This is a genomic window from Anoxybacillus ayderensis (genome assembly GCF_000833605.1).
In the GTDB taxonomy this organism is placed as follows: domain Bacteria; phylum Bacillota; class Bacilli; order Bacillales; family Anoxybacillaceae; genus Anoxybacillus; species Anoxybacillus ayderensis.
Map to the genome: position 1 here is coordinate 73977 of NZ_JXTG01000010.1, position 18293 is coordinate 92269.

The window sequence follows — 18293 nt, forward strand, 5'->3', positions numbered from 1 at the left end:
GGGAACACTATGCATCGCGGAAAAGGGATGAAATTTGTCGGCGACTCGCGCGTACCTGCAGTACGCAAGCCGAACATTCCGAAAGACTATTCCGAATATCCGGGGAAAACAGAGGCGTTTTGGCCGAACTTTTTATTAAAAGAATGGATGGTCGGCTCCGTCTTTTTAATCGGCTTTTTATGTTTAACCGTTGCGCATCCGTCGCCACTTGAGCGAATTGCGGATCCGACAGATACAAGTTATATTCCGCTTCCAGACTGGTACTTCTTATTCTTATACCAACTATTGAAGTACTCGTTTGCATCTGGTCCATATACAGTTGTTGGAGCGATTATTATTCCTGGGCTTGCGTTTGGAGCGCTATTGCTTGCGCCGTTTTTAGATCGTGGTCCAGAACGTCGTCCATCAAAACGTCCAGTTGCTGTCGGGATGATGTTGCTTACGCTTGCGGCAATCATTTTCTTAACATGGGAATCTGTCGTCACGCACGACTGGGAAGCAGCGGCTGAGCAAGGAAAAATTCGTGCGGAAGTAGACATTGACAAAAATGCAGAAGGATATAAAATCTTAGAAGCAAATACATGTTTAACATGTCACGGTGAAAACTTGCAAGGGGGCCCAGCGGCACCATCGCTCGTTGGCACAGGATTATCTCCTGAAGAAGTTATTAATATTGTTAAAAATGGTCAAGGGAGCATGCCTGCAGGTATTTTCAAAGGTACAGATGAAGAATTGCAAAAACTTGCAGAGTTTGTCGCCGGTTTAAAAGCAGAATAATGTGTAAAAGCTGACTGAACATCAGTCAGCTTTTTTGTACATACGGGAGGTCAATATATGCTACACATACGTACTTTGTTAATGCATCGTTCGTTTCTTATGCTTTTGTTGATCGTGAATGTCATTGGGACGATTTACGGTTACATATGGTACGGACCACAATTGTCGGAAACGCCAACGATCTTTCTTCCGTTTGTTCCAGATAGTCCGACAGCGAGCTTATTTTTCGTATTTGTTTTAATGGCATGGCTTCGTCATACGCATTGGCCGTTTATGGAAGCGTTAGCCGTTGTAACGCTTGTGAAATATGGCATTTGGGCTGTTGTGATGAATATGCTTGTATTTGTTGTGACCGGGCAACTCGGTTGGGCAGGATGGATGCTCGTTATATCGCACGGGGCGATGGCGGTGCAAGCGTTGTTGTATGCTCCACACTATCGAATGTCGTTCGTTCATGTTGTTGTCGCAGCGATTTGGACGTTGCATAACGACGTCATCGATTACGTGTTTGGCATGATGCCACAATATCATATGTTAGCGCAATATACGTTACAAATTGGCTATTTTACGTTTTGGCTCAGCATCGTTTCGATTGCTGTGGCTTACATTTTTTCACGTCGGCGATAAATCATGGTCTATGTCTCTTTTTACGGTCATATATTCAATAGTAAGATCGTAAGGAGGGACAAGGAGATGCGCATTCGACTCGTCGTGATGTTTATCATCATTTATTTATTTCCGTATACAGTATATGCAACCGGTCATGAATGGGACAAACTAGATCAAATTTCTGACGAAGCGCTTCAGCTAACAAAAAATGACCGCTTGCAAGAAGCAAAGCAGTTATTGGAATACTTTGAACAACAATTCACTTTATTTCGTGAAGATATTCATTCGATGGATGTCATATATGTGTTAACAGCTACACACGAAGAAGCGTTGAAAGCGGTCACGGCATCAAGTGTACCGATGGAACAACGAATTAACCAATTGACGCAATTTCGGCTTGCGGTGGATGCTGTTCACGCCAAACATCAACCGCTTTGGAAAGAAATGAAAGACGCTGTCATGTCCGCGTTTGACAAGATGAAGCAAGCGATGGAGCGAGAAGACGAGCAATCGTTTCAACAGGCGTTTCATCAATTTTTACAACGGTACCAACTCATTGAACCGAGCGTGAAAATTAACGCTGATCGTGAACAAGTACAACGTGTATCTGCCCATATTTCCCTTTTGGAAGCACCCGCTTTTCGTCAACTGCATGCAACGGAGCGAATGAAAGAGTTGCGGCAAATGGAAGAAGATTTGCAAGCGTTGTTTGCGGATGGAAAAAAAGAAACGGCACTTCCTTCACTTTGGTGGGTGATGACGTCGATCGGTGGCATGATCGTGATGACGTTAACGTATGTAGGGTGGCGAAAATACCGTGGTGAAAAAGAACGAAAAATGGTAAGGGATAAACAATAAAAGCGTCCAACGTCGGACGCTTTTATTCATGTAGCGGTTGTTTATTTTCATCTAACGTAAATCCTTCTCCATGCACATCATGCACATCGCTAATCGCAACGAATGCATACGGGTCGACGGACGTAATAATTGATTTTAAACGCGATAATTCGTTTTTCGCTACAACGCAATATAAAACATCGCGCTCGCGTTTTGTGTAAGAGCCGATTCCTTTTAAAATCGTAACCCCTCGTTCCATTTCTGTCATAATTTTTTCGCAAATTAAGTCGCTTTTTTCAGAAATGATCGTTGCCCCTTTTGCTGCATATGCTCCTTCTTGTAAAAAGTCGATGACGCGCGCACCGACAAACACCGCAACGAGCGTATACATCCCTTCACGATAAGGTAAATACGTAAGCAACGAGAGAAAAATGACGCACGAGTCAAATAGAAACATCGTTTTTCCCATACTAATGCCTTTATATTTATAAACGAGTCGAGCAATAATATCGACACCACCTGTTGTTCCTCCGTAGCGGAAAATAATACCGAGACCGACTCCGATAAATACCCCTGCAAACAACGCAGCTAACGTGAGATCGTTATTTAACGGAATGTGAAATCCGTATCGTTGAAAAATCCAAAGAAAGACAGATAAACTAACCGTTCCGAGAATCGTATAAAAAAACGTCGTTCGCCCGAGCAATTTCCAACCGATAAAAAAGAGAGGAATATTTAACACTAAGTTCGAAATCGAAGGATCGATCCCGAACAAAAAGTATAAAAGAAGCGTAATTCCTGTAAACCCGCCTTCCGCTAATTTATTTTCCATATTGAAATGGACAAGTCCAAACGCAAAAATGGCCGAACCTAGTAAAATAAATGCTACGTTTTTTAGCTTCATTAACTTCACCCCTTGAATATGACTGCGTTTTTTATTATAGAGGAATGTCAGCATACCCGTCAAAAACATTTGTCAAATGTCCCACTTTTGGCTAACATGAATGTAAGAGGTGATCGCAATGGAGAAAACGATGCGGCAACTACAACAAGAAGTCGATGCATACATCGGACAGTTTAAAGAAGGGTATTTTAGTCCGCTGGCGATGCTCGCTCGTTTAACAGAAGAATTGGGGGAGCTCGCTCGTGAAGTCAACCATTATTATGGGGAAAAACCAAAAAAGAAAACGGAACAAGAAAAAACGATTCAAGAAGAACTAGGCGATTTATTGTTTGTACTTATATGCATGGCGAATTCGTTACATATCGATTTACAAGAGGCACATGATGCAGTCATGCATAAATTTCAAACGCGAGATCGCGATCGTTGGACAAGAAAGGAAGAGGAACGATGATTCGAATTGTCATTGCTGGACCACGTGGACGAATGGGACGGGAGGCTGTTTCTCTCGTTCATCATACAGAACATTTTCAACTCGTGGCAGTTGTAGATCGAATGAATGAAGGAAAAACGTTAGCGGAACTTGACGGCTTTCCTGCGATAGAGGCGCCGATTTTTACCGATTTAGAACGGTGCTTGCAAACGGTGCAAGCGGATGTAGTGATCGATTTAACGACGCCAGAAGTCGGAAAACTTCATACAGAAATCGCATTGCGCTATGGTGTTCGGCCTGTTGTTGGTACGACGGGATTTACAGAAGATGATATCGCACGTTTAACACAAGTTGCTGAAGAGAAAAAAATAGGTGCAATCATTGCGCCAAACTTTGCTATCGGTGCCATTTTAATGATGAAATTTGCACAAATGGCGGCCAAATATTTTCCTCACGTGGAAATCATTGAACTTCATCACGATCAAAAGCTTGATGCCCCATCAGGGACAGCGTTAAAAACGGCCCAGCTCATTCAACAAGTGCGTTCTTCATTCATGCAAGGGCATCCAGCTGAGAAAGAGACGATTGAAGGTGCCCGCGGTGCATTATATGACGGCATGCGCATTCATAGCGTTCGCTTGCCGGGGCTTGTGGCGCATCAAGAAGTCATTTTTGGTGGCGATGGACAGACGCTTACGATTCGTCACGATTCGTTTAACCGCGCGTCATTTATGTCAGGCGTTCGCTTTGCTGTTGAAACGGTGATGAAGCTAGAAACGCTCGTATATGGATTAGAGCATTTAATTGAATAAGGAGGCGAGGACAATGAAAATTGCATTAATTGCGCACGACAAGAAAAAAGAAGACATGGTACAATTTGTGACAGCTTATCAACATATTTTAGCGGAACATGAGTTATATGCGACAGGTACGACAGGATTGCGTATTCAAGAGGCGACCGGTCTTTCTGTTCACCGTTTTCAATCTGGCCCGCTTGGCGGCGATCAACAAATTGGTGCGATGATTGCAAATAACGATATGGATATGGTTATTTTTTTTCGCGATCCGTTGACTGCCCAACCACATGAACCAGATGTGAGCGCGCTCATTCGCCTTTGTGACGTGTATGCCATTCCGTTAGCGACGAACATGGGAACAGCTGAGGTGCTCATACACGGTTTAGAGCGTGGCGATTTTGCATGGCGAAATATTGTGAAGAGAGGAAAACAATAATGCATATGTTAGCGTTTGGCGCCCATCCGGACGACGTAGAGATCGGAATGGGTGGGACGATTGCGAAATACGCCCAACAAGGATATGACATCGGCATATGCGATTTGACGCTAGCAGAACTTTCATCGAACGGAACCGTACATATTCGGCAACAAGAGGCGAAGCGGGCAGCCGACATTCTCGGCGTTCGCACGCGCATACAGCTAAAACTTCCTGATCGAGGATTAACGATCCAAAAGGAGCATATTGATCCGATCGTGACTGTCATTCGTACGTATCGGCCGCGCATCGTATTTGCACCATATTGGGAAGATCGCCATCCCGATCATGGACAATGTGCGAAGTTAGTGGAAGAAGCGGTGTTTTCAGCCGCTATTCGCCGTTACGGAGAACTTCCCCCTCATCGCGTGCAAGCGGTTTATTTTTATATGATTAACGGATTTCATCGCCCTCATTTTGTCGTTGATATTAGCGATACGATCGACAAAAAATTGGCGAGTTTACGAGCATATGAAAGCCAGTTTGAACGAATGAGCGGTTCAGTTGACACACCGTTAACAAACGGCTATATTGAAACCGTTGAAAGCCGCGAGCGATTGTTCGGAAAAGAAGTTGGTGTTTCGTTTGCGGAAGGATTTATTTCAAAAAAACCACTTATACTTGCACATGACTTGTTAGGGGAAGAACGATGAAACTGAAAATAGGAATTGTTTGTTATCCGTCAGTCGGCGGCTCTGGAGTCGTTGCGACGGAATTAGGAAAAATGCTTGCCGAACGCGGTCATGATATTCATTTTATTTCTTCAAGCATTCCGTTTCGGCTAAATAAAGTGTATCCAAACATTTATTATCATGAAGTGACAGTCAATCAGTATTCTGTATTTCAATATCCGCCATACGATTTAGCGTTGGCGAGCAAAATCGCGGAAGTGGCAAAGCGGGAGCAGCTAGATATTATTCATGCACATTACGCTGTTCCGCACGCCCTTTGCGCCTTTTTAGCAAAACAAATGGTCGGCGACCATTTGAAAATTGTGACGACGCTACACGGGACAGATATTACCGTTCTTGGATACGACCCGTCATTAAGCGACTTAATTAAATTTGGCATTGAACAATCAGATGTTGTAACGGCGGTATCGAATGCGTTAGCGATTCAAACGTATGAGCTACTTGACGTACAAAAGCCAATTCAAACGGTGTACAACTTCGTTGATGAACGTGTATACAGCAAACAGCGAAATGATGAACTTCGTCGTCAATACGGCATCGCCCCGCATGAAAAAGTGATCATTCACGTTTCGAATTTTCGTAAAGTGAAGCGGGTATGCGATGTCGTTCGCACGTTTGCGCTCGTCGTGAAACAAGTCCCTGCGAAATTGCTTCTTGTCGGCGATGGACCGGAAATGACGGTCGTTTGTCGCCTTGTAAAAGAATTAAAACTATGCGATCACGTTCGTTTTTTAGGAAAACAAGAAAACTTAGCGGAGTTATATTCAATGAGCGATGTAAAATTGTTATTGTCAGAAAAAGAAAGTTTCGGTCTCGTCTTGCTTGAAGCGATGGCTTGTCGCGTTCCTTGTGTAGGAACTGCGATTGGCGGCATTCCTGAAGTGATTGAAGATGGAAAAAACGGCTTTTTATGTGCGCTCGGTGATATAAACGAAGCGGCGCATCACACGGTTCGCTTATTGACGGATGAAGATCTTCGGGAAACGATGGGACAAAAGGCGTATGAAACGGTGTATGAAAAATTTTATTCCGAGCGAATTGTGGCACAATATGAACACATTTATTTTCAACTTAAAGGGGATGAATGATGAACGAACAATTTCAACAGGCGCTTTCTGTCATTGAAACATTAAAACGTCACGGGCATGAAGCGTATTTTGTCGGCGGCGCAGTTCGTGACTACATATTGCAAAGACCAATCGGAGATATTGATATTGCGACATCCGCCCACCCGCAAGAAGTGATGGCCATCTTCCCGAAAACCGTCCCCGTTGGTATTGCTCACGGAACAGTGATGGTCATTGAGCGCGGCATTTCATATGAAGTGACGACATTTCGAAAAGAGGGGCGTTACGAAGATTATCGAAGACCGAAAGACGTCACGTTTGTTCGTTCTCTTTATGAAGATTTGCAGCGACGGGATTTTACGATGAACGCCATTGCGATGAATGAACACGGTGAGATGATCGATCCGTTTGGCGGAATCGAAGCGTTAAAACGACGCATCATCGAAACAGTTGGCGATGCCGCAGAGCGATTTAACGAAGATGCGTTGCGAATGATGCGCGCGCTTCGATTTGTTAGTCAGCTGGGCTTTTCTTTATCAACAGGGACAAAACAAGCGATCATGCAATACGGTCATTTATTACAACATATTGCAGTTGAGCGCATAGCGGTTGAATTCGAAAAGTTGTTGCTCGGCCCGTTCATGTCTAAAGCGATCGAGCTTTTAATGGAAACGAATTTATTTTTGTACTTGCCTGAGCTTGCGACAAAAAAAGGAGAGCTTGCTCAACTCGGTGCTTCTTCACTTGTGCCAGCTCATCGCATTGAAGCGTGGGCGCGATTAGCATTTGTCGTCCATTTTGACAACCAACAATTGAAAAAATGGAAATTGCCAAACCACCTCATTCGCGACGTTTCGATTTGTTTAAAAGCGCTCGAACATATTCGTTCTCTTGCGGATTGGACAATCGATGCACTGTATGAGTACGGACCGTACATTCCGCATATCGAGCGTACACGCGCAGCGCTTTATGGTGACGAACCGCATGTGTCTCTGTTAATGAAACAGTGGGAAGCGTTGCCGATTCGTGATCGGAAAGAGCTTGCGATCAACGGTCACGATTTGCTTGCGTTATTCGAAAGAAAATCCGGTCCGTGGTTAGCTGAAATGATTGAAAATATCGAGCGTGCCGTACTGCATCGTCAAGTGGAAAACGAGAAAGAGAAGTTAAAGGAGTGGGCGGTGTGCAATCAGAGACGAGAAAACAACTATTGAAACTATTTACAGAAGCAGGCGAGTCATTTTTATCGGGACAAAAAATTAGCGAGCTGCTCGGTTGCTCACGAACAGCAGTTTGGAAACATATTGAAGACTTAAGAAAAGAAGGGTTTGAGGTCGAAGCTGTTCGAAGGCTCGGCTATCGCCTAAAACAAATGCCTGACAAACTGAACGCGAATGAATTACAACTTGGGTTAAAAACGAAACGTTTTGGTTGGAACGTATACGATCAAGAAAGCGTGCCATCCACGCAACAATTAGCCCATCAACTTGCGCACGAAGGTGCCGAAGAAGGAACGATTGTCATTGCTGAGGAACAAACAGCAGGAAGAGGACGTTTAAACCGATCATGGCATTCACCGAAAGGAACAGGCATTTGGATGAGCGTCATTTTACGTCCGTCCGTTCCGCCACAACAAGCACCTCAGCTGACGCTTTTAGTTGCCGTTGCGGTTGCCCAAGCGATTCAAGAAGTAACAAGCATCGTACCAGACATTAAATGGCCAAACGATGTATTAATCAACGGGAAAAAAGTTGTGGGCATTTTAACAGAATTGCAAGCGGATCCCGATCAAGTGCGGGCGGTCATCGTCGGCATTGGCATGAACGTCAATCAAACACAATTTCCAAGCGATATTGCCTCGATTGCGACATCGCTTGCGATCGAAACAGGACGAACGTTTCATCGTCCGAAAATTGTTCAAACGTTATTGCAAAAATTAGAACAGTTATATGAACAATATTTACAGCACGGATTTTTACCAATTAAACTGTTGTGGGAAGGTTATGCGGTAACGATTGGTCAACAAATTGTAGCGCGTACGCTAAACGGAGCGATTCGCGGTGTTGCACTTGGCATTACAGATTCGGGGACATTAAAAGTACAAACAGAAGACGGAGCGATTCATTACATTTACTCAGCAGATATTGAAATAAAAAAACAGTAGGAAAATTTCGAAATATTTGTTAAAATGAAAGCGGTTGAAATTGGGCAGTATCTTTGTAAGAACTGCACCACGCATGGACGATACGTTGAAAATGATTTCTGCCTTGATCCGATGAAGCGGACGGGGACAGAGGGATGGAGCGAAACAAAAAGTCCTTCTTTCTCGATGTTGGCAGAAAGAAGGCTTTTTTTGTCCATTTCCTCTGCATATGAGAGGAGGATGTATATGAAAACAAAATTAGATTTTCTTCGCATGAAAAAAAATCACGAGCCAATCGTTATGCTGACGGCTTACGATTATCCGTCAGCCAAGCTTGCTGAAGCGGCCGGTGTTGATATGATTTTAGTTGGCGACTCGCTCGGCATGGTCGTATTAGGATACGACTCAACGATCCCTGTAACAGTTGAAGATATGATTCATCATACGAAAGCTGTTCGACGTGGTGCACCGAATACGTTTATCGTCACAGACATGCCTTTTATGTCTTATAGTACGGTGAACGACGCTTTGCAACATGCAAAAGCGATCATGCAACAATCCGGTGCAAATGCTGTAAAAGTAGAAGGAGCAGGTTCCGTATTGCAAGTCATTTCTGCTTTAACAGAAATGGGCGTTCCTGTTGTTGCCCATCTCGGCTTAACGCCACAATCGGTCGGCGTATTAGGAGGATATAAAGTGCAAGGAAAAGATGCCGAAAGTGCAAAGCGTCTTTTAGAAGAAGCGAAAGCGTGTGAGCAAGCAGGAGCGATCGCGCTCGTGTTAGAATGTGTGCCGAAACAACTTGGAGAGGCGATCACGAAACAACTAACGATTCCGACGATTGGCATTGGAGCGGGAGTTGGTACTGACGGACAAGTGCTCGTTTATCACGATGTGCTTGGATATGGTGTAGACCGTGTGCCAAAGTTTGTTAAACAATATGCGAACGTTCAACAAACGATGCAACAAGCGCTTGCCGAGTATGTTGCTGACGTCAAAACACGTCAATTCCCGAGCGATGAACAATCATTTACGATGAACGAGCAACAATGGATTGCATTGTATGGAGGGAAATAAGGTGGTTATCATTGAAAAAATTAAGCAAATGCAAGCGCATATCATTGCTGAACGACAAAAAGGAAAAACAATCGGTTTTGTACCGACGATGGGTTATTTACATGAAGGGCATGTCGCATTATTAAAACGAGCACGCCAAGAAAATGACATCGTTGTTTTAAGTATTTTTGTCAATCCGCTCCAATTCGGACCAAATGAAGACTTTGATCGTTATCCGCGCGATTTTGAACGCGATTGTGAAATGGCTAAACAGGCAGGTGTCGACATTGTTTTTTATCCATCCGTCGATGAAATGTACCCACACGAGCCATCTGTGACGGTGAAAGTGCATGAGCGCGTCGATGTGCTTTGTGGAAAATCGCGCCCAGGTCATTTTGATGGTGTTGCGACGGTTGTGACGAAACTATTTCATATTGTCATGCCACATCGCGCCTATTTCGGAATGAAAGATGCACAACAAGTCGCTGTGATCGATGGGCTTATTCGGGATTTTCATTTTCCGATTGAGTTAATTGTCGTTCCGACCGTTCGTGAAGAGGACGGACTTGCTAAAAGCTCGCGCAACGTATATTTAAGCGAGCGTGAGCGACAAGAAGCCCCTGCATTATATGCTGCTTTACAAAAAGGAAAAGCATGCATCGAAGCTGGGGAACGCAACGTAGAGAAGGTACGACAAGCCATTGTGCATCATATCGAACAACATACAAGCGGTGTGATTGATTATGTTGAAATGTATTCGTATCCTGAATTAAAGCCAATTCAAACGTTGCAAGGAAATATCATTATTGCGCTCGCTGTGCGGTTTACAAACGCTCGTTTGATTGATAATATCGTTATGAACGTACAATAAGGGGGAAACATCATGTTTCGCACATTAATGAACGCTAAAATTCACCGTGCTCGCGTGACAGAAGCGAATTTAAACTATGTTGGCAGCATTACGATCGATGAAGATATTTTAGATGCAGTCGGCATGGTTCCAAATGAAAAAGTGCAAATTGTAAATAACAATAACGGTGCACGATTTGAAACATATATTATTCCAGGCGAAAGAGGGAGCGGCGTGTTTTGTTTGAACGGGGCAGCAGCTCGTCTCGTTCAAAAAGACGATGTCATTATCGTCATTTCATATGTGCTCGTACCAGAAGAAAAAGTCGCTTCACACCGTCCGAAAATCGCGATTATGGACGAGCATAATCGCATTAAAGAGCTTATTGTTCAAGAGCCGGCGGCGACCGTTTTATAACGGGAGCCATGCCGCCTCTTTTTGTTTGTTATACATGTGAGGTGGAGAAATATGAATGATCGCTTTGTCGTCGTCGATATTGAAACGACAGGAAATGCCCCGAAAAAAGAAGATCGTATCATTCAAATTGGTTTTGTCGTCATCGAGGACGGCAAAGTTAGCGAACGTTTTTCAACATTTATTCAGCCTGAGCGGGACATCCCGCCATTTATTCAACAGTTAACAGGCATTAATGATACGATGGTGCATGATGCTCCTTCGTTTCATCATATTGCACCGATGCTTGTTGAAAAATGGGAAGGAGCTTATTTTGTTGCCCATAACGTCCATTTTGATTGGGCGTTTTTGCAAGAGGAATTTATTCGTAGCGGGGTACAACCACCGACATGTCGGCTTTTAGATACGGTAGAGCTCGCACGTTTTCTCATGCCGACACAATCAAGTTATAAGCTTAGCCATTTAGCTGAATCGTTGTCGCTTGCGCACGATCGCCCACATCAAGCCGATTACGACGCGGAAGCGACTGCCCAACTTCTTCTTTTTTTACTTCACAAGCTATCTCGCTTACCGCTTGTGACATTAAAGCAATTACGCCGACATAGCCAACCGTTAAAAAGCGATTTGACCGCTCTGTTCAATCATTTCATTGCTAAAAAAGAACGCACGGTTCAACCGGATGAATCAGTCGTTGAATATGAAGGAATCGCTTTAAAAGCATGGTTTTTGCCGAAACGTGAAGAACGGAATGAACATGTTCCGTCTTTTTCACAATGGCTTGCGACAAATCCGTTTGTTGCGCCATTTGAATATCGCGACGGGCAACAGCAAATGATGATCGACGTAAACGAAGCGTTGCAAACGTGTCAACATGCGCTCATTGAAGCAGGAACAGGCGTTGGAAAAACGCTCGCTTATTTACTTCCTGCAGCGTTTTATGCAGTAACACAACAGCGCCCTGTCGTCATTAGCACACATACCCTCCAGTTGCAAAAACAAATGATTGAAAAAGAATTACCACGCGTCGCTAAGCTCGTTCCTTTTTCATTTACGACCGCGATGTTAAAAGGTAAACGAAACTATATGAGCGTGCGAAAATTTGCCCGTACGTTAAAACATGTCGATGCAAACTATGATATTGCTTTAACAAAATGTCAATTGCTCGTTTGGCTAACGGAAACGGAAACAGGAGATGTCGATGAATTAAACTTAACTGCAGGGGGAGCGCTATTTTGGGAAGAGGTGCATAGCGATGAAACAAATGAAGAACACGATTTTTTTGTGCGCGCTAAAGAAAAAGCGAAACATGCGCATGTGATTATTACAAATCACTCGTTCGTTATGCATGATTTAACAGCAGACGAAAAGTTTTTGCCGCCACACGAACAGCTTATTATCGATGAGGCACACCATTTGGAAGATGTCGCTGCTCATTTTTTCGGACGGCACGTGTCATATGAGTACGTTCGGCTATTATGGACGCGGATGAACGATATAGCCACGGTGCACCAAATGGGCGCACTTCGCTCGCTTCTTGGGGATTTAGAATATGAACTAAATCAACTGTTTCAATCTCTTCGCCATTACGTACTGCGCCGACAAAAAGGGGACGGTCGCATCCGTTACCGTTTCGTTCCTTGGAAAGAGTACGGAAAAGAATGGAGCGGAACGATAGAATTGCTTATGCGTATTATGAGCGATGTACAGCAATTGTCATATATGATGAACGATGTTCCGAAAGAAGATGTCAAACCTTTTACAACGTTTATAGACGTTTTATATACGTTACAACATTTACTCACGAGCGACGATGACGACATCGTCCGCTGGCTAGAGGTAGATACAAAAGCGGCGGTCAATGCGGTTACGGTTATTTCACAGCCGCTTGATTTAGCCCAGTTTTTTGCAGATCAACTATTTTCACGTAAGCGAAGCGTCATTTTAACGTCGGCTACGTTAACGACAAACAATCGTTTTTCATTCATGATTTCACGGCTTGGTCTCGATGATTTTTATCCGTTTACACGTACCATTCCGTCGCCATTTTCATATGAAAAACAAGCAGCGCTTATGGTTCCGACCGATTTGCCGACGTTTCCTTCCGCTACGGTTGAACAATACGCTGAGCAAGCGGCACAACAAATAATACGTATCGCTAAACATACGAAAGGACGAATGCTCGTATTATTTACGTCGTATGAGCTATTGAAACAAACGTATGCATTTGCTAAACAGCTCAATGACGAGCAATCATTTGTATTGCTTGCGCAAGGAGTGAGCGGAGGCAATGCAGCTAAATTAACACGCCATTTTCAACAGTTTGAGCAAGCCATTTTATTTGGGACAAGTAGCTTTTGGGAAGGGGTAGATCTTCCGGGAGATGAAGTGACATGCGTCGTTATCGTTCGTTTACCTTTCGCTCCACCAGACGATCCGGTCATGGCGGCAAAAAGCGATTATATTCGTTCAAAAGGGGGCAATCCATTTTACGATTTATCGTTGCCACAAGCGATTTTGCGCTTTAAACAAGGATTCGGACGATTAATTCGCACAAAAGAAGATCGCGGGATCATTTTCGTTTTAGACCAACGTTTATTAACCGCATCATACAGTAAATATTTTTTGCAATCTTTACCGCCTATCCGTGTATATCATGCGCCGCTTACGGAACTTTTACAACATGTAAATGAGTGGCTATAATTTTCCCTTCATCGGTGAAAAATAAAAGGGGTAGATGAAGGGAGTGGGCGGTTTTGCCGTGGGCGTTATTATTTTTGCTACTCAATAGTTTAATGCATCCTTCTGCGACAGGAGAGCATATTCAAAAAATTGATATGATGCTTGAAGAAGAAGAAATGGCGATCATTTTTTTGCCCCTCAGTAACGGGGAAGCGACGTTATTTAAACATGCAAGCGGAAAGACAATATTGTTCAATACAGGTGCCCCACATACAGAGCGGGAACTAAAAAGATGGTTTGAACATTTTCATATTACTGAAATTGATGAACTCATTCTCACGAGCGATGATGAAGAGTATGTGGGAAATGTAGAATGGATTGAACAAACGTACGGTCCGAAAATTGTGAATGAATGGGAAGAACAAAAAGTGTATGAGCCGTTTCCGCATTTTCGTATGCAGCCGCTCTATATTGCCCATGGGGATGTGACGATGTCTCTTCAATACGGCCAGCTTCGCCTTTTATATATGGCGCATGCTGACAATGACGTTGAACGAAAATTAATGACGATGCCACTTAGCGATGTAAACATATTGAAAATTGCACATTTTGGTTTAAATGATTATCCGCGTACCTCTTTTTTAAAACATGTCGATCCGCAAGTGGCCATCATCTTTAAAAAGCACGGAAGTTGGCCGAATGAACGATTGCTTGAACGGTTGTATGCGGCCTGGATTGATTGCTATGAAACGAGCCGTTTCGGAGTCATTGCTGTGAAATGTAATTTACACGAATATGACGTCATAACGTTTTAAAAAAAGGGCCAACGTTCGGCCCGCGGTGTGTACGATAGGAATTTTTTTATTTCAAATTGACCAATGTAGGAAACCGTTGCTACAATGAAGATGTTTATACACTAAAATCGGTGTGTAGTTGTATTGTTTCCGTTCGCGATGAACGATATAAGTAACAAAATTTGTGCACATGGAGGATCGGGTCGTGGAAAGTAAAATAGAAGTGTTAGCTACTGTAAAAGTTGAATACTCATCAGATTTATACAAAATTGTCGATTGTTTAAATCGGACGTTAAAAGAAAAAGACTTAATGTTCGGGCTCGCGCTTGATGAAGAAAATAAAGAAAAGGCCGTGTTTACGATTTATCGAACGTAAGAAGGGATGAGGGTGAAAAAAATAATCATTGCTTTCGCGTGCGTTTTGTTCGCTGCGTTATCGCTATATATTCATGCATATAGTGATGCGGTATCGTCTAAAAATGAAAGCGAGCAGCGTGCGGTGAAACAAGCCGAGAAAAAAGGAATTGTTCAAGTGACTGACGTATATACGTATCGAGGAAACGACGTATACGTCATTGTGACAGGGAAAGACGATGAAGGTGAACAATGGATCGTATGGGTGACAGAAAAAGGGAAAGTGGCTGCGATGCATCGGGCTTCAGAAGGACTGACGAAACAACAAGCGTTATCTTCCGTTAAGCCGTATCGTCCAAAAACAGTCATTTCCGTAAAATTAGGAATGGAAAAAGGGATCCCGCTTTGGGAAATTACATATATTGACGAACAAAACCGTTACTCGTTTTATTACGTTCGTTTTGAAGACGGGGCCTTTTTGAAAAGATATCATTTGACGAGGGGGAAGGATGTATGAAATTAGCGAAACGCGTCGCCGCATTAACGCCGTCATCAACGCTTGCCATTACGGCAAAAGCAAAAGAATTAAAAGCAGCAGGGCATGATGTAATTGGGCTTGGTGCTGGTGAACCAGATTTTAATACGCCTCAACATATTATGGAAGCTGCTGTAAAAGCGATGTACGACGGACATACAAAATATACGCCATCCGGTGGATTAGCAACGTTAAAACAAGAGATTATAAAAAAATTTCAACAAGATCAACAGCTCGATTATAAACCGTCAGAAATTATCGTATGTGTTGGAGCAAAACATGCGCTTTATACGCTATTTCAAGTTATTTTAGACGAAGGCGATGAAGTCATTATTCCGACGCCGTATTGGGTTAGTTATCCAGAGCAAGTCAAACTGGCAGGTGGCGTCCCTGTTTATGTGGAAGGGCTTGAACAAAACGAGTTCAAAATTACACCGGAGCAACTAAAACAGGCAATAACAAATCGGACGAAGGCGGTTATTATTAACTCGCCAAGCAACCCAACGGGCGTCATTTATACGAAAGAAGAGCTACAGGCGCTCGGTGAAGTATGCTTAGCCCACGACATTCTCATCGTTTCTGATGAAATTTATGAAAAGCTCGTTTACGGTGGACATGAACACGTTTCGATTGCGCAACTTTCACCGGAATTGAAAAAACAAACGATCATTATTAACGGTGTGTCCAAATCACATTCAATGACAGGATGGCGAATTGGTTATGCAGCAGGCGATGCTGACATCATTCGTGCGATGACAGACTTAGCAAGCCATAGCACATCGAATCCGACATCGATTGCTCAATATGCAGCAATTGCCGCATATAGCGGGCCGCAAGAGCCAGTAGAACATATGCGTCAAGCGTTTGAACAACGTTTAAACATTATTTATGATCGTCTCGTTCAAATTCCAGGGTTTTCTTGCGTGAAACCACAAGGAGCATTTTACTTGTTCCCGAATGCAAAAGAAGCGGCGACGATGACCGGATATGAAAACGTCGATGCGTTTGTCGAAGCGTTGCTTGAAGAAGCGAAAGTGGCGCTCGTGCCAGGTTCAGGTTTCGGTGCGCCAAATAACGTGCGTTTATCATATGCGACATCGCTTGATCTTCTGCATAAAGCACTCGATCGCATTGAAACGTTTATTAGTGAAAAGACGCGCGGCTAGTCGATGTGACTAGCCTTTTCTTCTGAACGCGAGATGATCTTGCGTTTTTTTGTCGAAATGTATAATATTGATGATGTACATACTAGTTGAACGTCTTTGGAGGGACTTTTTGTGAAAACGACGATTGCAGAAGTACATAAATATGTAGGTCAAGAAGTAACGATTGGGGCTTGGCTTGCGAACAAACGGTCAAGCGGAAAAATTGCCTTTTTACAATTGCGCGATGGTACAGGCTTTATTCAAGGAGTCGTGGAAAAAGCGCAAGTGAGCGAAGACGTCTTTCAAGCGGCAAGAAGCATGACGCAAGAAAGTTCGCTCTATGTCACAGGTGTTGTGCGTGAAGATGCCCGTTCACCGTTCGGATACGAGCTTTCTGTCACAAACATTGAACTCATTCATATGGCTGTTGATTATCCGATTACACCAAAAGAACATGGGATCGAGTTTTTAATGGATCACCGTCATTTATGGCTTCGTTCGAAACGTCAACATGCAATTATGAAAATTCGCAACGAAGTCATTCGGGCAACGTATGAATTTTTCAATGAAAATGGCTTCGTCAAAGTCGATCCACCCATTTTAACAGGAAGCGCGCCAGAAGGAACGACAGAATTGTTCCATACAAAATATTTTGATGAAGATGCGTACCTTTCTCAAAGTGGCCAGCTTTATATGGAAGCAGCAGCGATGGCGCTCGGCAAAGTATTTTCGTTCGGTCCGACGTTTCGTGCCGAAAAATCAAAAACGCGTCGCCATTTAATTGAGTTTTGGATGATCGAGCCGGAAATGGCGTTTTATCAGTTTGAAGACAATTTACAAGTACAAGAACAATACGTATCGCATATTGTACAGTCGGTGTTAAAACATTGTCAGCTAGAGCTAAAAACGCTCGGTCGTGATACGTCGAAATTAGAAAATGTAAAGCCGCCATTTGCGCGCATTACGTATGATGAAGCGATTCAGCTTCTTCATGAAAAAGGGTTTGACGACATTCAATGGGGCGATGACTTCGGTGCTCCACATGAAACGGCGATTGCCGAAAGTTTTGATAAACCGGTATTTATTACACATTATCCAACGACATTAAAGCCGTTTTACATGCAGCCGGATCCGAAGCGTCCTGAAGTTGTTCTTTGCGCCGATTTAATTGCTCCAGAAGGATACGGCGAAATTATCGGCGGTTCGGAGCGCATTCACGACTACGACTTATTAAAGCAACGGTTAGAAGAACATCAACTGTCGCTTGATGCATACAAATGGTATTTAGAGCTTCGTCAATACGGTTCTGTGCCGCATTCTGGTTTCGGATTAGGTCTTGAGCGGACAATTGCGTGGATTTGTGGCGTCGAACACGTTCGTGAAACGATTCCATTCCCGCGTTTATTAAATCGTTTATATCCATAATGAACAAATCCGTATGAGTAAAATGTTTGTGGGAGAAAAGAAAGCAGATTCCTAATTCAGTATAATTAGGAATCTGTTGGATGTGAAAGCAAAATAGATGAAAAATGGGCCCTCCTCCTGTAAGGTAGTAAGTGCGAAAAAACAACCAAAGAAAGGAGTAGAGCCCATGCAGGATTATATCACAAATGGAGTCACATTGAAAGACATTGAACAATCTTTGTTTCGGCATATGCAAAAAGAATATGGTCAACTGCTTCAACAGTTGTTGGAGGACATCGATCACACATTAGCGGAAAAACGAGATAAAAAG

General features: G+C 43.3%; 20 protein-coding genes. 19 read left to right on the forward strand and 1 reads right to left on the reverse strand.

Going from position 1 to position 18293, the window contains the following annotated elements; all coding sequences use genetic code 11:
- The first annotated feature begins 9 nt into the window (after nucleotides 1–9).
- The 3 genes from JV16_RS09810 to ypjB all read left to right on the forward strand — a co-directional run bounded on the left by JV16_RS09810 (nucleotide 10) and on the right by ypjB (nucleotide 2244).
- Nucleotides 10–777, forward strand: a complete 768-nt coding sequence (locus tag JV16_RS09810) for a menaquinol-cytochrome c reductase cytochrome b/c subunit (RefSeq protein WP_021094994.1) — start codon at nucleotides 10–12, stop codon at nucleotides 775–777.
- Nucleotides 778–834: 57 nt separating this feature from the next.
- Nucleotides 835–1404, forward strand: a complete 570-nt coding sequence (lhaT, locus tag JV16_RS09815; RefSeq protein WP_021094993.1) for a lipoprotein heptaprenylglyceryl N-acetyltransferase LhaT — start codon at nucleotides 835–837, stop codon at nucleotides 1402–1404.
- A 66-nt stretch (nucleotides 1405–1470) separates the two neighbouring features.
- Entirely contained in the window at nucleotides 1471–2244 is a 774-nt protein-coding gene (gene ypjB, locus JV16_RS09820; RefSeq protein ID WP_021094992.1) for a sporulation protein YpjB, read from the forward strand.
- A gap of 22 nt (nucleotides 2245–2266) precedes the next feature.
- Here the strand turns inward: ypjB and JV16_RS09825 are convergent, their stop codons facing one another.
- Nucleotides 2267–3127, reverse strand: coding sequence for a YitT family protein (locus tag JV16_RS09825; RefSeq protein WP_035063237.1), 861 nt, complete (start codon nucleotides 3125–3127; stop codon nucleotides 2267–2269).
- Nucleotides 3128–3245: 118 nt separating this feature from the next.
- On the opposite strand from JV16_RS09825, the gene JV16_RS09830 reads away from it, so the two are divergent.
- The 16 genes from JV16_RS09830 to asnS all read left to right on the forward strand — a co-directional run bounded on the left by JV16_RS09830 (nucleotide 3246) and on the right by asnS (nucleotide 17983).
- The gene (locus tag JV16_RS09830; protein WP_021094990.1) at nucleotides 3246–3578 is read left to right on the forward strand and encodes a nucleotide pyrophosphohydrolase; all 333 of its coding nucleotides are present in this window, start codon (nucleotides 3246–3248) and stop codon (nucleotides 3576–3578) included.
- Nucleotides 3575–4369, forward strand: a complete 795-nt coding sequence (gene dapB, locus JV16_RS09835) for a 4-hydroxy-tetrahydrodipicolinate reductase (protein ID WP_042535575.1) — start codon at nucleotides 3575–3577, stop codon at nucleotides 4367–4369. The genes JV16_RS09830 and dapB overlap by 4 nt, the downstream gene beginning before the upstream one ends.
- 13 nt (nucleotides 4370–4382) lie before the next feature.
- A complete protein-coding gene (mgsA, locus tag JV16_RS09840) occupies nucleotides 4383–4790 on the forward strand; it encodes a methylglyoxal synthase (RefSeq protein ID WP_042535577.1) in 408 nt (135 codons plus the stop codon).
- Nucleotides 4790–5482, forward strand: a complete 693-nt coding sequence (gene bshB1, locus JV16_RS09845) for a bacillithiol biosynthesis deacetylase BshB1 (protein ID WP_167333731.1) — start codon at nucleotides 4790–4792, stop codon at nucleotides 5480–5482. The genes mgsA and bshB1 overlap by 1 nt, the downstream gene beginning before the upstream one ends.
- Nucleotides 5479–6609 carry an N-acetyl-alpha-D-glucosaminyl L-malate synthase BshA gene (bshA, locus tag JV16_RS09850; protein WP_021094988.1) on the forward strand — a complete coding sequence of 377 codons (1131 nt, stop codon included), beginning with the start codon at nucleotides 5479–5481 and terminating at the stop codon, nucleotides 6607–6609. The genes bshB1 and bshA overlap by 4 nt, the downstream gene beginning before the upstream one ends.
- Entirely contained in the window at nucleotides 6609–7802 is a 1194-nt protein-coding gene (locus tag JV16_RS09855; protein ID WP_035063236.1) for a CCA tRNA nucleotidyltransferase, read from the forward strand. Before bshA ends, JV16_RS09855 begins: the two co-directional genes overlap by 1 nt.
- Nucleotides 7772–8752 carry a bifunctional biotin--[acetyl-CoA-carboxylase] synthetase/biotin operon repressor gene (locus tag JV16_RS09860; RefSeq protein ID WP_021094986.1) on the forward strand — a complete coding sequence of 327 codons (981 nt, stop codon included), beginning with the start codon at nucleotides 7772–7774 and terminating at the stop codon, nucleotides 8750–8752. The genes JV16_RS09855 and JV16_RS09860 overlap by 31 nt, the downstream gene beginning before the upstream one ends.
- A 225-nt stretch (nucleotides 8753–8977) precedes the next feature.
- Nucleotides 8978–9808, forward strand: coding sequence for a 3-methyl-2-oxobutanoate hydroxymethyltransferase (gene panB / locus JV16_RS09865; protein ID WP_021094985.1), 831 nt, complete (start codon nucleotides 8978–8980; stop codon nucleotides 9806–9808).
- 1 nt (nucleotide 9809) lies between these two features.
- On the forward strand, nucleotides 9810–10658 hold the full coding sequence (panC, locus tag JV16_RS09870; protein ID WP_021094984.1) for a pantoate--beta-alanine ligase: 849 nt from the start codon (nucleotides 9810–9812) through the stop codon (nucleotides 10656–10658).
- Nucleotides 10659–10670: 12 nt separating this feature from the next.
- Nucleotides 10671–11054: an aspartate 1-decarboxylase gene (gene panD / locus JV16_RS09875; protein WP_009373643.1), complete on the forward strand. Its 384-nt coding sequence runs from the start codon at nucleotides 10671–10673 to the stop codon at nucleotides 11052–11054.
- Nucleotides 11055–11105: 51 nt separating this feature from the next.
- On the forward strand, nucleotides 11106–13751 hold the full coding sequence (gene dinG / locus JV16_RS09880) for an ATP-dependent DNA helicase DinG (protein WP_021094983.1): 2646 nt from the start codon (nucleotides 11106–11108) through the stop codon (nucleotides 13749–13751).
- Nucleotides 13752–13804: 53 nt separating this feature from the next.
- On the forward strand, nucleotides 13805–14545 hold the full coding sequence (locus JV16_RS09885; protein ID WP_021094982.1) for a ComEC/Rec2 family competence protein: 741 nt from the start codon (nucleotides 13805–13807) through the stop codon (nucleotides 14543–14545).
- A gap of 184 nt (nucleotides 14546–14729) precedes the next feature.
- The gene (locus tag JV16_RS15270; protein WP_006319505.1) at nucleotides 14730–14900 is read left to right on the forward strand and encodes a YpmA family protein; all 171 of its coding nucleotides are present in this window, start codon (nucleotides 14730–14732) and stop codon (nucleotides 14898–14900) included.
- Nucleotides 14901–14906: 6 nt separating this feature from the next.
- Nucleotides 14907–15395 carry a cell wall elongation regulator TseB-like domain-containing protein gene (locus JV16_RS09890; protein WP_035063233.1) on the forward strand — a complete coding sequence of 163 codons (489 nt, stop codon included), beginning with the start codon at nucleotides 14907–14909 and terminating at the stop codon, nucleotides 15393–15395.
- Complete coding sequence (locus JV16_RS09895; RefSeq protein WP_021094980.1) at nucleotides 15392–16579, forward strand: pyridoxal phosphate-dependent aminotransferase; 1188 nt, start codon at nucleotides 15392–15394, stop codon at nucleotides 16577–16579. Before JV16_RS09890 ends, JV16_RS09895 begins: the two co-directional genes overlap by 4 nt.
- A gap of 111 nt (nucleotides 16580–16690) precedes the next feature.
- The gene (gene asnS / locus JV16_RS09900; protein ID WP_021094979.1) at nucleotides 16691–17983 is read left to right on the forward strand and encodes an asparagine--tRNA ligase; all 1293 of its coding nucleotides are present in this window, start codon (nucleotides 16691–16693) and stop codon (nucleotides 17981–17983) included.
- The last annotated feature ends 310 nt before the right edge of the window (nucleotides 17984–18293 follow it).